Here is a 13,588-nt window from a genome sequence, read left to right on the forward strand (position 1 = left end):
CGAACGACGCGCATCGGCCGACACCGCCGCACACCGCCCGGAGCCGCCCGGCGGTCAGGCCACCCGCCGCCCGGCCCGCCACACCCCGGCCACCAGCGGCACCCCGGGCCGGTAGGCCAGGTGCAGCGGGTCGGGCGCGGCCAGCAGCACGAAGTCGGCGCGGGCACCGGTGCCCAGGTGCCCGATGTCGGTGCGGCGCAGCGCGCGGGCGCCGCCCGCGGTGGCGGCGTGGACGGCCTCGTCGGGGGTGAGCCGCATCTCGCGCACGGCGAGCGCGACGCACAGCGCCATGCTGGAGCTGTAGCAGGAGCCGGGGTTGCAGTCGGTGGCGAGCGCCACGTCGGCCCCCGCGTCCAGCAGCGCGCGGCCGTCGGGGTAGGGCTGGCGGGTGGCGAAGTCCACGCCGGGCAGCAGGGTGGCGACCGTGCGGCCGGCCGCCCCGGCCAGCGCGTCGACGTCGGCGGCGGTGAGGTGGGTGCAGTGGTCGACGGAGGCGGCGCCGGCCTCCACCGCGAGCCGCACGCCGGGGCCCGGGCCGAGCTGGTTGCCGTGCACCCGGGGCGCCAGCCCGGCCGCCGCTCCGGCGGCCAGCACGGCGCGCGCCTGGTCGGCGTCGAAGGCGCCGCGCTCGCAGAAGACGTCGATCCAGCGGGCGTGCGGGGCGCAGGCGGCCAGCATCGGGCCGGTGACCAGGTCGACGTAGTCACCGGGCCGCTCGGCGTACTCGGGCGGCACCACGTGCGCGCCCAGGTAGGTGGTCTCCTCGGTGATCTCGGCGGCGATGCGCAGGCTGCGCGCCTCGTCGGCCGCGGTGAGCCCGTAGCCGGACTTGATCTCCACCGTGGTGGTGCCCTGCGCCAGCATCTCGGCGGCCAGCCGCCGCGCGGTGGCGCGCAGTTCGTCGTCGCCGGCGGCGCGGACGGCCGCGACCGTGGTGCGGATCCCGCCGGCCCGGTAGGGGCGGCCGCTCATCCGGGCGGTGAACTCCGCGCCCCGGTCGCCGGCGAAGACGATGTGGCTGTGGCTGTCCACGAAGCCGGGCAGCACGGCGCGCCCGGCGGCGTCGACCCGCTCGTCGGCGGCGGGCGCGGCGCCCGCGTCGCCGACCCAGGCGATCCGCCCGTCCTCGGCCACCAGCGCGGCGCCGGTCCTGCGGCCCAGCGATCCGTCGCCGAGCGCGGGGTCGTTGGTGGCCAGGACGCCGATCCGGTCGACCAGCAGCGCGGTCACGGCATCACCTCGCGCACGGCGGCGCGCAGCGCGCCCGGCACGTCGGCGAGGCGCTGGTGCACGCCGTCGCGCACGATCCACCGCCCGTCGGCCATCACCTCGCGCACGTCGGCGGCGGTGGCGGCGGACAGCACGGCGTCGGCGGCGCGGGCGGGGTCGGCACCGGCCATCCGCACCCCGTCGAGGTCCAGTACGACCAGGTCGGCGCGGTTGCCGGGGGCCAGCGCGCCCGCGTCGGGCCAGCCGAGCGCGTCGTCGTGGCCGGAGCCGAAGACCCCGGCCAGCAGGGCGGGGGCGGTGAAGTTGCCGCGGCGCCCGGTGCGCAGCCGCTCGTGCGCCTCCACTCCGCGCACTTCTTCGAACAGGTCGATGGTGGAGTTGCCGTCGCTGCCGACGACGACGGGGTGGGCGTCGAAGAGTTCGCCGGTGCTCGGCAGCCCGTCGGCCAGCTCGCGCTCGGTGGTGGGGCACAGGCAGATCACGGCGGTCGCCTGCCTGATCAGCGCGACGTCGGAGCGGCCGAGGTGGGTGGCGTGCACCAGGGTGGGCGCCAGTTCGTCCAGCAGCCCGGTGTCGGCCAGCAGCTGCACGGGCGTCCTGTCGTAGCGGGTCAGGCAGGTCAGGTTCTCGGCCGGCTGCTCGGAGACGTGGATGTGGGCCGGGCGCCCGGCCCAGCCGGCCTGCCGGTGCAGGGCGGTGAAGCGGCGCAGTTCGTGGTCGGGCACGGCGCGCACGGAGTGCGCGGCGGTGCCGACCCGCACGTGCTCGCCCTCGGGGCGGAAGGCGGCGACGCGCTCGGCCCAGCGCTCGGCGTCGCCGTCGCCGAAGCGGCGCTGCACGCCCTCCAGCGGCTGGTGGCGGCCCTCGGCGTCGATGCCGCCGGACAGGTAGCAGGTGTCCAGCAGGGTGATCCTGATGCCGGCGTCGGCGGCGGCCGCGACCAGGGCGGCGCTCATCGCGTTCGGATCGGCGTAGCGGGTGCCGCCGGGGCCGTGGTGCAGGTAGTGGAATTCCCCCACGGCGGTGATCCCGGCCAGCGCCATCTCGGCGTACACGGCGCGGGCGAGGCGGTGGTAGGTGTCGGGGTCCAGCCGCTCGGCGACGGCGTACATGCGCTCGCGCCAGGTCCAGAAGTCGCCGCCGCTGCCGCCGGAGCGGCCGCGCAGCGCCCGGTGGAAGGCGTGGGAGTGGGCGTTGGCCAGGCCGGGCAGCGCGAGCCCGGGTAGCCGGAGCGCGCCGGGCGGCGCGGGAGTGGCGGGCACGACCGAGGTGTAGCGGCCGTCGCGCACCTCCAGCAGCACGTCCGGCTCCGCCGCCTCTCCGCCCAGCAGCGCCCACTCGCACCAGTACCGGGTGGTCACGCCCGGCATGCCAGCTCCTGGAGCACGTCGGCCAGCGCGGTCACCCCGGCGTGGCAGTCGGCCGTCTCGGCGTGCTCGTCGGGTGCGTGGGAGACCCCGGTGGGGTTGCGCACGAAGAGCATCGCGGTGGGCACGTGCCCGGCCAGGATGCCGGCGTCGTGGCCGGCCCCGGTGGCCAGCACGGGGGCGCCGTCGAGCGTGCCGGCGACGCGGTCGCGCAGCCCGGCGGGGAACAGGGTCTCGGGGGTGACGGACTCGGCGGTGATCTCGAAGTCCACCCCCTCGGCCTCGGCGTGCTGGGCGGCCAGGGTGGTGATGCCCTCCAGCAGCACCTCCAGGGTGGGCTCGTCGGGGGCGCGCGCGTCCAGCCATGCCTGGACGGACGAGGGGATCGCGTTGGTGCTGTTGGGCCGCACTTGCACCCGGCCGACGGTGGCCAGCGCCCGCACGGTCTCGGCCTCGGCGCGGGCGGCCAGCACGGCCTGGGCCAGCGGCAGCATGGGGTCGCAGCGGTCGGCCAGCCGGGTGGTGCCGGCGTGGTCGGCCTTGCCGGTGAAGTCCAGCCGCCAGCGTCCGTGCGGCCACACCGAGCCCGCCACGCCCACCGGGCGGTTGTGCTCGGACAGGGCGCGGCCCTGCTCGACGTGCAGCTCCACGAAGGTGCCGACGCGGGCCAGCCGCTCGGGGTCGGGGCCGATCCCGGCCGGGTCCAGCCCGGCGCCGTTCATCGCCTCGGCCCAGGTGATGCCGTCGGCGTCGGAGAGCTCGCGGGCGGCGGCCGGGTCGATGGCGCCGGTGAGCAGCCGCGAGCCCAGGCAGGGCCGGCCGAACCTGGCGCCCTCCTCCTCGGCGAAGACCACCACGCCGACCGGCCGGACCGGGCGCGCGCCGCGCTCGCGCAGCAGGTCGACGGCGGCCAGCGCGGAGACGATCCCCAGCGGCCCGTCGAAGGCACCGCCGTCGGGCACCGAGTCCAGGTGCGAGCCGGTCACCACCGCGTCGCCCTCCCCGGTGCGCTCGTCGCGCCACCAGGCCCACAGGTTGCCGTTGCGGTCGTGCTCGACGTCGAGCCCCCGCGCGGCCGCCGCCGCGCCGAACCAGGCCCGCGCCTCGGCGTCGGCGCTGGTCCACGAGTAGCGGCGGTACCCTCCCGTCTGGTTGAAGCGCCCCACGGGCGCGAGCTGCTGCCACAGCTCGTCGAAGGTGTCGGTCATGGTCGTCACCTCTTACGAATTGAATTCACAACGGCGCCAAAATGGCGCTACCATGTGTCCATGGGAGCTATTCAGATCAAGGACGTGCCGGACGAGGTCAGAGAGACACTGACGGCCGCCGCTCGCAGTGCCGGACAGTCGCTGCAGAGCTACCTGCTCGCGATACTGGAGCGCGAAGCGCGGTTCGCCCGCAACCTGGAAATCGTCAAGCAGGCTCCGCTGCCGGACGTCGAACTCAGTTCGGACGAGATCATGGCCGCCATCCAGGCATCGCGACGTGGCCGCGACGAGGACGGACAGACCCGGGGTGCCGCGTGATCGTCGTTGACGCCTCCGCACTGATCGAGCTTCACTTCGGCACAGCGCAGACGAAGAGCAACGCCGTGCGCACGCTCGCCGCCGACACGGCCTACTGCGCACCGAACCACCTGCACATCGAAGTCCTCCACGCACTTCGCGGCCTCCTTCTGGGCAGAAAGATCGCTCCGGAACACGCGGATCACGTCCGCAAGAGCTTCACCGCCATGGCGATCACCTCGGTCGACATCAGCGGTCCGGTCGCCGATCGGGTCTGGGATCTGCGCCACAACCTCAGCGCCTACGACGCCGCCTATGTGGCCGTGGCCGAGGCACTCGGCTACCCCTTGGTCACCGCGGACCTCCGGCTGGCGACCGCGCCGGGGATCCGCTGCGAACTGCGGTTGATCCGGTAGATCAGGGTCCTACCCGATCGTCGTCGGCGAACCCTCACCGCCGGCCGTCCTCGTGCATCGGGGCGCGCAGGCCGTGGCGGGCGGCGGTGCGTTCGGCCTCGGGGTAGCCGGCGTCGAGGTGGCGCAGCACGCCGGTGGCGGGGTCGTTGCCAAGGACGCGCTCCAGTTTGCCGGCGGCCAGGTCGGTGCCGTCGGCGACGGTGACCTGGCCGGCGTGGACGGAGCGGCCGATGCCGACGCCGCCGCCGTGGTGGATGGAGACCCATGAGGCGCCGGAGGCGGTGTTGACCAGGGCGTTGAGCAGGGGCCAGTCGGCGATGGCGTCGGAGCCGTCGCGCATGCCCTCGGTCTCGCGGTAGGGCGAGGCGACGGAACCGGTGTCGAGGTGGTCGCGGCCGATGGCCAGCGGCGCGCTGATCTCGCCCGACGCGACCAGTTCGTTGAAGCGCAGCCCGGCCTGCGCGCGATCGCCCTGGCCGAGCCAGCAGATGCGCGCGGGCAGCCCCTGGAAGGCGACCTTCTCGCCCGCCGTCCTGATCCAGCGGGCCAGTGGCTCGTCGTCGGGGAACAGGTCGAGGACGGCGCGGTCGGTGGCGGCGATGTCGGCCGGGTCGCCCGACAGGGCCGCCCAGCGGAACGGCCCCTTGCCCTCGCAGAACAGCGGCCGGATGTAGGCGGGGACGAAGCCGGGGAAGTCGAAGGCCCGCGCGTATCCGGCGCGGCGCGCCTCGGCGCGGATGGAGTTGCCGTAGTCGAAGACCTCGGCACCGGCGTCGGCGAAGCCGACCATGGCGGCGACGTGCGCGGCCATGGACTCCCTGGCGCGCTCGGTGAACTCGGCGGGCTCGGCGGCGGCGTAGCGGCGCCAGTCGGCCACGTCCACGCCCGAGGGCAGGTAGGCCAGCGGGTCGTGGGCGGAGGTCTGGTCGGTGACCACGTCGACGGGCGCGCCGCGGCGCAGCAGCTCGGGCACCAGGTCGGCGGCGTTGCCGAGCACGCCGATGGACAGCGGCCGCCGCTCGGCCCGGGCGCGCTCGGCGCGGCGCAGCGCGTCGTCGACGCCGTCGGCGCGCTCGTCCAGGTAGCGGGTGTCCAGGCGGCGCTGGATGCGGGTGGGGTCGGCCTCGACCACGATGGCGACGCCGCCGTTCATGGTGACGGCCAGCGGCTGGGCGCCGCCCATGCCGCCCAGGCCGGCGGTGAGCGTCACGGTGCCGGCCAGGCTGCCGCCGCCGATCTTGGCGGCGACGGCGGCGAAGGTCTCGTAGGTGCCCTGCAGGATGCCCTGGGTGCCGATGTAGATCCACGAGCCCGCCGTCATCTGGCCGTACATGGTGAGGCCGAGCGCGTCCAGGCGGCGGAACTCCTCCCAGTCGGCCCAGTCGGGCACCAGGTTGGCATTGGCGATGAGCACCCGGGGCGCCCACTCGTGGGTGCGCAGGATGCCGACGGGCCGCCCGGACTGCACCAGCAGCGTCTCGTCGGGCTCGATGTCCAGCAGGGAGCGGGTGATGGCGTCGAAGGAGGCCCAGTCGCGGGCGGCCCTGCCGGTGCCGCCGTAGACGATCAGCTCGTCGGGGTGCTCGGCCACCTCGGGGTCGAGGTTGTTGTACAGCATCCGCATGGCCGCCTCGGCGGCCCAGCTCTTGGCGGTGCGGACGGTGCCGCGCGGGGCCCGCACCGGCCGGGGGCCGGGCGGGGTGGTGGGCGGGGTCATGGCGCGTCCTCTCCGTAGGCGGCGGTCGGTGGGGCGGTCAGCGCAGCGGGCCGGTGACGGCCTCGGCGGCGGCCAGCAGGCCGCCGTCGGCCACGGCGGCGACGGCGGCCTCGATCTCCGGCGCGAGGTGGCGGTCGGGACCGGGCCCGGGGACCCGCTCGCGCAGCGCGGCCACCGCCCGCCCGGTGGCCGGGGCGGGGGTGAGCGGGGCGCGCAGGTCCAGGGCGCGCGCCGCGGTCAGGATCTCCACAGCCAGCACACGGCCCAGGCCGTCGAGGGAGCGGCGCAGCTTGCGCGCGGCCGACCAGCCCATGGAGACGTGGTCCTCCTGCATGGCGGAGCTGGGGATGGAGTCCGCGCTGGCCGGCGCGGCCAGCCGCTTGAGCTCGGAGACGATGCCCGCCTGGGTGTACTGGGCGATCATGTGGCCGGAGTCCACCCCGGGGTCGTCGGCGAGGAAGGGCGGCAGGCCGGACGAGCGGGAGACGTCGAGCATCCGGTCGGTGCGCCGCTCGCTCATCGACGCCAGGTCGGCGACGGCGATGGCCAGGAAGTCCAGCACGTACCCGACGGGCGCGCCGTGGAAGTTGCCGTTGGACTCCACCCGCCCGTCCTCGGTCACCACCGGGTTGTCGATGGCGGCGGCCAGTTCGCGGGAGGCGACGAGTTCGGCGTGGTCCAGGGTGTCGCGGGCCGCGCCGGCCACCTGGGGGGCGCAGCGCAGCGAGTAGGCGTCCTGCACCCGGGTGCAGCCCGGCCCGCGGTGCGAGGCGACGATGGGCGAGCCGGCCAGCAGGGCGCGCATATTGGCCGCCGCCGCGGCCTGCCCGGGGTGGGGGCGCAGCGCCAGCAGGTCGGCGGCGAACACCCGGTCGGTGCCCAGCTGCGCTTCGACGCTCATCGCGGCGGCCAGGTCGGCGGTGCGCAGCAGCCGCCGCAGGTCGTGGCAGGCCAGCACCAGCATGCCGAGCATGCCGTCGGTGCCGTTGATCAGCGCCAGCCCCTCCTTCGCCGCCAGTTCGACCGGGTCCAGCCCGGCGGCGGCCAGCGCCTCGCCGGCCGGCAGCGCGGTGCCCGCGGCGTCGCGGACGGTGCCCTCTCCCATCAGCGCGAGTGCGACGTGGGCCAGCGGCGCCAGGTCCCCGGAGCAGCCGAGGCTCCCGTACTCGTGCACGACGGGGGTGATCCGCGCGTTGAGCAGCCCGGCCAGCGCCCGCGCCGTGCCCGGCCGCACCCCGGTACGCCCCGACGCCAGGGTGCGCAGCCGCAGCAGCATCATCGCCCGCACCACCTCGCGCTCGACCTCGGGCCCGCTGCCGGCCGCGTGCGAGCGGATCAGCGAGCGCTGGAGGTCGGCGCGGCGCCCGGCCGGGATGTGCAGATTGGCCAGCGCCCCGAAGCCGGTGGACACCCCGTAGGCCGGCAGGGTGCCGCGCGCCAGCGCGTCCACCCGCTCCCGCCCGACACCGAGCGCCGCCAGCGCCTCCCCGGTCAGCACCACCTCGCGCCCGTCCCGCGCCACCCCGACGACCTCGCCGGGGTCCAGCGCCGCCGGCCCGACCGCGACCGCACCCGATCGATCGTTACCCATGCCCCCATTGCACGCCCCTCCGGCCCGCCCCGCACCACCCGACACGGCGTTCGTGTCTGGTATCCGGGACAGAGGACGCGGGGCTGCGCGGCCCGCGGTGCTCAGCCGGTGCGGTACGGGGTGACGAGCTGGTCGACTGGGGCGTAGTCGTCGGTCAGGACGCGGGAGGCTCCGGCGATGGCGTCGATCTGCTCGGTGGTGGCGGTGCGGGCGGGCGGGGTGCCGGAGGGCTCGGCGGCGGCGAGGGCGGCGTCCAGGACGGCGCGGTCGGGGAGGTGGTCGCCGGCTACGACGACGAAGTTGCCGCCCTCCTCCCCTGCCAGCCGTTCGGGCGGGGCGACCAGGGCGACCTCGCCGAAGACCGAGCGCAGGGTGGCGATCTCGGCGCCGAGGAAGCCCAGCGGCGGGTGGTCGATGACATTGGCCAGGTAGGCGCCGCCTGGGGCGAGGACGCGGCGCACCTCGCCGGCGAACTCGGCGGTGGTCAGGTGCCAGGGCACGCTCGGGCCGCCGAAGGCGTCGCCGACGACCAGGTCGTAGCGGGCCGAGGGCTCGGCCAGGATGGCGGTGCGGGCGTCGCCGGTGCGCACCGCCAGTTCGGCGGACTCGCGCAGGCCCAGTTCCTCGCGGGCCGTCTCGGCGACGGCCGGGTCCAGTTCGATCACGGAGTTGTAGGAGCCGGGGCGGGTGGCGGCGACCCACCGCGGCAGGGTGAAGGCGCCGCCGCCGGCGTGCAGGGCGTGGACCGGTTCGGGGCGGGGCGCCAGCGCGTCCACGGCCCCGCCCAGCCAGCGCACGTAGGCGATCTCCAGGTGCGCCGGGTCGGCGAGGTCGACGTAGCCGTGCCGCAGGTCGTCCAGGTAGAGCGAGCGGCCGGTCTCGCGCTCGGGGTCGGCGGCGACGCGAGCGCAGAAGTACGCGGTCTCGCTGTCGCACGGGGAGGGTACCGCGACCAGCAGGGCGGCGCCCAGCACCGCGGCGGCGCCGGTGGCGGCGCGGTCGCGGCCGCGCCGGGGGGTGCGGTGCTTCCAGCCGAACCACAGGCCCAGGCCGAGCAGCAGCACGGCGGTCACCGCGAGCACGGCCGAGACCGGCAGCATCGCGATGAGCACGTACCCGGTCAGGAAGGTGCCGGCCAGCGAGCCGACGGTGCCGACGGCGCTGATCCGGCCCACCACGGTGCCGGTCTCGTCCACCGTGGCCAGCTGGGTCTTGACCACCAGCGGCGGCACGGCCGACAGCAGCGCCACCGGGACGGCGATGCCCACCGCGACCAGCAGCAGCGCGGTCACCGGCCCGGCGCCGCGCAGCCAGGGTCCGGCCAGCAGCACCAGCGGGCGGGCCACCAGGGTGAGGACTCCGGCGGCCAGCAGCACCGGCCCGATCAGGCGGGCCGGCGGGGTGCGGTCGGCGGCATCGCCGCCCAGCTTGGCGCCGAGCGCGATGGCGGCCAGCGCGACGCCGATGGAGGCGGTGTAGGTCTCCAGGGTGTCGCCGGAGAAGGGGGCGGCCAGCCGGATCGAGACGATCTCCAGCACCAGGACGGCCGCCGAGGAGACGACCACGACCGCGGTCGCGAGGGTTCGGTTCACGGAAGCCGAGCGTAGGGCGGCCGGTGGCGGCGGGCGAACCGGCACCGGGGCGCGGATCCGTCCGGCGGCGGGCTCCGTACCGGTGCCGGGGCGCCGGGCGGCGGCCGGGCGGCCGCGGTCGTGTTCGGATCGTGACGAAGCCGTGACGAGCGGCGCGAGCCGGCCGCGGCGGGCGCCGCACGGCCCGCGCAATGGCCTGACCAGGTGCGGACGGCCGCTTCCGGCCGCCGGCCGACAGTCTGGACAAAAGGGATCTTCAGCATGGAACGAGACGGGCCGCAGCTGCGTCCATTCTCACCGGAAACCCCGCTGACGTGCGGATTCATCAGTGTTCGCAGCCAGGGACCCCGCATTGGGCCGAGATGCGCGCCGGTTCCCCGATGGCGCTACATTTAAACCCCTCATCCCCAAGATCACCAGGAGTCACCCATGACGTTCCCGTCCAACGTGCTCGAACTCCGCCGCATCGCGCTGGGCGTGGCGGCCTTCGCCGCCGTGGCGGCGCTGAGCGGCTGTGCGGGCCTCGGCGGCGTCACCGGCGCCCCTGAGCCGGAGCGCGGCGACGACGGCGCGATCGCCGAGTCCGGCGACGCCGACGTCTTCTCCATCGCCGTCGGCGACTGCATGAACGACACCACCGGCACCGAGGTCACCGAGGTCCCGGTCGTGCCCTGCGAGGAGCCGCACGACAACGAGGTCTACGCCTCCATCATGATGGAGGACGGCGACTACCCCGGCGACGAGGCCGTGTCCACGCAGGCCGACGAGGGCTGCACCGCCGAGTTCGAGACCTTCATCGGCGTGCCCTACGCCGAGTCGGAGATCTACCTCAGCACGCTCACCCCCACCGAGCAGTCCTGGGCCAGCGGCGACCGCGAGATCCTGTGCCTCGCCTACGACCCCGCGGGCCAGACCACCGGCACCCTTGAGGGCGCCGCGCGCTGACGCACCCGGCGCGACCGCCGGACGGGTCCTGCCCCACGATCCGTCCGGCGGCCCGCCGCACCGCGGTCGGCGGTCCACCCGGCCGCCGCACCATCCACCGGTCCTTCGGGGCCACACTGGAGAAATGCCGCACGTACCCGCCGCCACCCGGGCGCTGGCGGTGCTGCGCCACCTGGCCGCCCAGCCGGGACCCGTCTCGGCCAGCGCCCTCGCCCGAGCGCTCGGCCTGCCGCGCTCCAGCGTCTACCAGCTGCTCGGGGCGATGGCGGAGCAGGGCTTCGTCACCCACCTGCCCGAGGAGCGCCGCTGGGCGCTGGGCATCACCGCCTTCGAGATCGGCTCGGCCTACCTGCGCCGCGATCCGCTGGAGCGGCTGGCCCGCCCGCTGCTGGCCCGGCTCGCCGACGACCTGGGGCTCACCGCGCACCTGGGCGTCCTGCACGGCGCCGACACGCTCTACCTGCTCAAGGAGCACCCCCGGCACGCCCCCACCCTGGTCACCGCCGTCGGGGTGCGGCTGCCGGCCCACCTCACCGCCTCGGGCCGCGCCCAACTGGCCCGGCTGCCCCGGGCCCAGGTCAGGGCGCTGTACCCCTCGGCCGACGCCTTCACCTCCCGCACCGGCGCCGGCCCCGGCGGCCCCACCGAGCTGCGGGAGCTGCTGGCCGCCGAGCGGCGGCGCGGCTGGTCCAGCGAGGACGGCGAGGTGAGCCCCGGCTACGCCTCGGTGGCGGTGGCCGCCTTCGACCACGGCGCCCGCCCCGCCGCCGCCATCAGCGTGACCTTCGACCGCCGCCGCCACCCGCCCGCCGACTGGGACTGGCTGGCGCGCAGGGTCGCCGTCTCGGCCGCCGAACTGACCCGGCGGCTCGGCGGCCGGACACCGGCCGGACCGGACGGCGGCTAGCCGAGCCGGCTCAGGGTGAAGTCGTCGAAGAAGACGGTCGCGGAGTCGCCTGAACCCTCGTCCACCAGGGCGGTGATACCGCCGGCCGGACCGGCCGGGATCGGGTCGGGGTCGCTGGCCTCCAGCACCGGGGTACCGTTCACCCACAGCCGCAGCAGCATCTCTCCGCCCGGCCCCCGCTCGCACGACGCCTGCACGGTGTTGGCCGCGCCCGCCGAGGTGTCCATACCGGGCACGCTGCCGGTCTCGGCCACCACCGACTCGCCGTCGACGGTGTGGTTCCGCCTGATCCTGGCGCCGTCGCCGTCGGACCTGACCAGGAAGTCGTAGGCGGCGGTGACCTCGGCCTCGCCCTCGCCGGTGCTGCCGTGGAAGCAGTACACGCCGAACTCGGCGGCGCCGGAGACCTCGGCCGAGGACACGGTCGCGCCCATCAGCAGGCCGTCCAGCGGCGGCCCCTGGTAGGCCCAGCGCACCCCGGCCGCCTCGCGCTCCCCGCCCACCCGAACGCCGTACCGGCCCTCGTGGTAGCCGCGGTAGGCGGAGTTCTCGCCGCCGCGGGGGTCGAAGTCCTGCTCCTCCACCGGCCAGCCGCTGGTGTCGGTGGCGAAGTCGTCCTGGAAGACCAGCACGCCCCCGGGCGGCGGGGTGCCGGGCGGCGCGCTGCTGGTCTCGGCGGCGGGTCCCCCGCCGGGCGGGGCGACCAGCGCGGTGACGCCGATGGCGGTGGCTCCGCCGACCACGACGACCAGCGCCGCCGCCCCGGCGATCCAGAACCACCTGTTCGTCCGGCGCTTCTTGCGCACGCCGGTCAGCAGCTCGCTGGCGGGCAGCGGGGTGCGCGGCCCGGTGTCGCGGTCGCCGGACCCCGGCCTCGGCGGCATCGCGGGCGGCGGTCCGACCGGGCCGGGCGGGTGGGCCCGGCCGCCGCCCGGGACCGCGTACGGCGGCGGCGGTGCGGCCGGGCCGGGCAGCGGCGGGCGCGGCGCAGCGGGCGGCGGCCCTGCCTGGGCGGGCGTACCGCCGGTACCGCCGTCGAAGGCCGCCGGCACACCGGTGGCGGGCGGCACGGCCGGCGTCCACGACTCGTCGACGGAGCGCTGGACGTCACCGACCCCGGGGTCGGTATGCCCGACCAGGAGGTTCATCAGGTCCTGCGCCGTGGGCCGCTCGGCGGGGCGCTTGCTCAGCGCCGCCGCGACCAGCCCGCGCAGCTGCGGGTCCAGGCCCTCCAGGGTGGGCTCGGCGGTGCTGATCCGGTGCAGGATCGCCGAGACGGTGGGGCCCTCGAACGGGGAGGTGCCGGTGCCCGCGTAGGCGACCAGGCAGCCCCAGGAGAAGATGTCGGAGGCGGCCGTCGCCTCGTGGCCGTCGATCAGCTCCGGCGCCAGGTAGGACGGGGTGCCGACCAGGTTGCCGGCCGCGGTGGCGTTGGTGACGTCGCCGGTCTCGTCCAGCGCGCGGGCGATGCCGAAGTCGATCACCTTCGGCCCGACCTCCGACAGCAGCACGTTGGCCGGCTTGAGGTCGCGGTGCACCACTCCGGCGCCGTGGATGGCGGCCAGCGCGGAGGCCACCCCCAGCGCCAGGCCCTCCAGCATGCCGCCGGGCATCGGGCCGTGGTCGCGGATGGCCTGGTGCAGATTGGGGCCGGCGACGTACTCGGTGACGACGTACAGCGGCGCCTCCTCCAGGCGCGCGTCCAGCACCGAGGCGGTGCTGAACCGGCGCACCCGCTTGGCCGCCTGCACCTCGCGCCGGAAGCGGCGGCGGAACTGCTCGTCGTCGCTGAGCTCGCTGTTGATGAGCTTCACCGCGACATAGCGGCGGTAGGGGTCCTGGGCCAGGTAGACGGTCCCCATGCCGCCGCGCCCCAGCCGCCCCATCAGCTGGTAGGTGTCGAGCTGCCGCGGGTCGCCCGGCCGCAGCGGGCGCACCGGCGGCACCCATCCGGCCCGCCCCGAACTGTCGTGCGGCGTTGTCACGGTCCCTCGTCTCTGTCCGACCCGGACGCTCCCGGTCCCGGCCCCCTACGCACGTTCATAGCCCAGCCGTCGGCATCGTCGCCAGTACGGATCCATTGCAATTCACCGAGCCGCGGGCGAGTCCGGGCGGACGCGCCGGCGGACGGGGCGGGCCGGCGAGGACCGGTCCGCCGGCGGCCCGGAGACGGGAGGGACCGCCGCGCTGCCGCGCGCCCTCCCGCCGGCGTCCGGGGCCGCCGTTCCTTTGGCGCAGCCGGGGCCGCGCGGGTTTCCCCGCTCGGCGACCGGTTCGCGAGCGCGGGCGGGCAGACGACTGATCCCGCCGGAGTCCCG

11 protein-coding genes are annotated in these 13,588 nt (G+C 76.0%); 4 read left to right on the forward strand and 7 right to left on the reverse strand.

What is annotated here, in order from left to right; genetic code table 11:
* Positions 1–54 precede the first annotated feature (54 nt).
* Genes hutI through CLV72_RS29225 form a run of 3 tightly spaced genes read right to left on the reverse strand, consistent with a single transcriptional unit; the run spans position 55 to position 3,805 of the window.
* Positions 55–1,230, reverse strand: a complete 1,176-nt coding sequence (gene hutI / locus CLV72_RS29215) for an imidazolonepropionase (RefSeq protein ID WP_106252907.1) — start codon at positions 1,228–1,230, stop codon at positions 55–57.
* Entirely contained in the window at positions 1,227–2,600 is a 1,374-nt protein-coding gene (locus CLV72_RS29220; protein ID WP_106252909.1) for a formimidoylglutamate deiminase, read from the reverse strand. The genes hutI and CLV72_RS29220 overlap by 4 nt, the downstream gene beginning before the upstream one ends.
* Complete coding sequence (locus tag CLV72_RS29225) at positions 2,588–3,805, reverse strand: allantoate amidohydrolase (RefSeq protein WP_106252912.1); 1,218 nt, start codon at positions 3,803–3,805, stop codon at positions 2,588–2,590. Before CLV72_RS29225 ends, CLV72_RS29220 begins: the two co-directional genes overlap by 13 nt.
* A 60-nt stretch (positions 3,806–3,865) precedes the next feature.
* Between CLV72_RS29225 and CLV72_RS29230 the strand changes: the two genes are divergently transcribed.
* Together CLV72_RS29230 and CLV72_RS29235 are read left to right on the forward strand one after the other, a co-directional pair.
* Positions 3,866–4,123: a FitA-like ribbon-helix-helix domain-containing protein gene (locus tag CLV72_RS29230; RefSeq protein WP_106253075.1), complete on the forward strand. Its 258-nt coding sequence runs from the start codon at positions 3,866–3,868 to the stop codon at positions 4,121–4,123.
* The gene (locus CLV72_RS29235; RefSeq protein WP_106252914.1) at positions 4,120–4,518 is read left to right on the forward strand and encodes a type II toxin-antitoxin system VapC family toxin; all 399 of its coding nucleotides are present in this window, start codon (positions 4,120–4,122) and stop codon (positions 4,516–4,518) included. The genes CLV72_RS29230 and CLV72_RS29235 overlap by 4 nt, the downstream gene beginning before the upstream one ends.
* A 34-nt stretch (positions 4,519–4,552) precedes the next feature.
* Here CLV72_RS29235 and hutU read toward each other — a convergent pair whose 3' ends face one another.
* The 3 genes from hutU to CLV72_RS29250 form a co-directional block, all read right to left on the reverse strand.
* Positions 4,553–6,235, reverse strand: coding sequence for a urocanate hydratase (hutU, locus tag CLV72_RS29240; RefSeq protein ID WP_106252917.1), 1,683 nt, complete (start codon positions 6,233–6,235; stop codon positions 4,553–4,555).
* A 37-nt stretch (positions 6,236–6,272) separates the two neighbouring features.
* A complete protein-coding gene (gene hutH / locus CLV72_RS29245) occupies positions 6,273–7,826 on the reverse strand; it encodes a histidine ammonia-lyase (RefSeq protein WP_106252920.1) in 1,554 nt (517 codons plus the stop codon).
* Positions 7,827–7,927: 101 nt separating this feature from the next.
* Complete coding sequence (locus CLV72_RS29250; RefSeq protein ID WP_106252923.1) at positions 7,928–9,418, reverse strand: fused MFS/spermidine synthase; 1,491 nt, start codon at positions 9,416–9,418, stop codon at positions 7,928–7,930.
* Positions 9,419–9,847: 429 nt separating this feature from the next.
* On the opposite strand from CLV72_RS29250, the gene CLV72_RS29255 reads away from it, so the two are divergent.
* The gene (locus CLV72_RS29255; RefSeq protein ID WP_106252926.1) at positions 9,848–10,363 is read left to right on the forward strand and encodes a septum formation family protein; all 516 of its coding nucleotides are present in this window, start codon (positions 9,848–9,850) and stop codon (positions 10,361–10,363) included.
* A gap of 124 nt (positions 10,364–10,487) precedes the next feature.
* Positions 10,488–11,270, forward strand: coding sequence for an IclR family transcriptional regulator (locus tag CLV72_RS29260; protein ID WP_106252928.1), 783 nt, complete (start codon positions 10,488–10,490; stop codon positions 11,268–11,270).
* Here CLV72_RS29260 and CLV72_RS31920 read toward each other — a convergent pair.
* Complete coding sequence (locus CLV72_RS31920) at positions 11,267–13,255, reverse strand: serine/threonine-protein kinase (RefSeq protein ID WP_146159613.1); 1,989 nt, start codon at positions 13,253–13,255, stop codon at positions 11,267–11,269. The two genes, CLV72_RS29260 and CLV72_RS31920, sit on opposite strands and share 4 nt — an antisense overlap.
* Positions 13,256–13,588 lie beyond the last annotated feature (333 nt).

This window comes from Allonocardiopsis opalescens, assembly GCF_003002095.1.
GTDB classification, from domain to species: Bacteria; Actinomycetota; Actinomycetes; order Streptosporangiales; family Streptosporangiaceae; genus Allonocardiopsis; species Allonocardiopsis opalescens.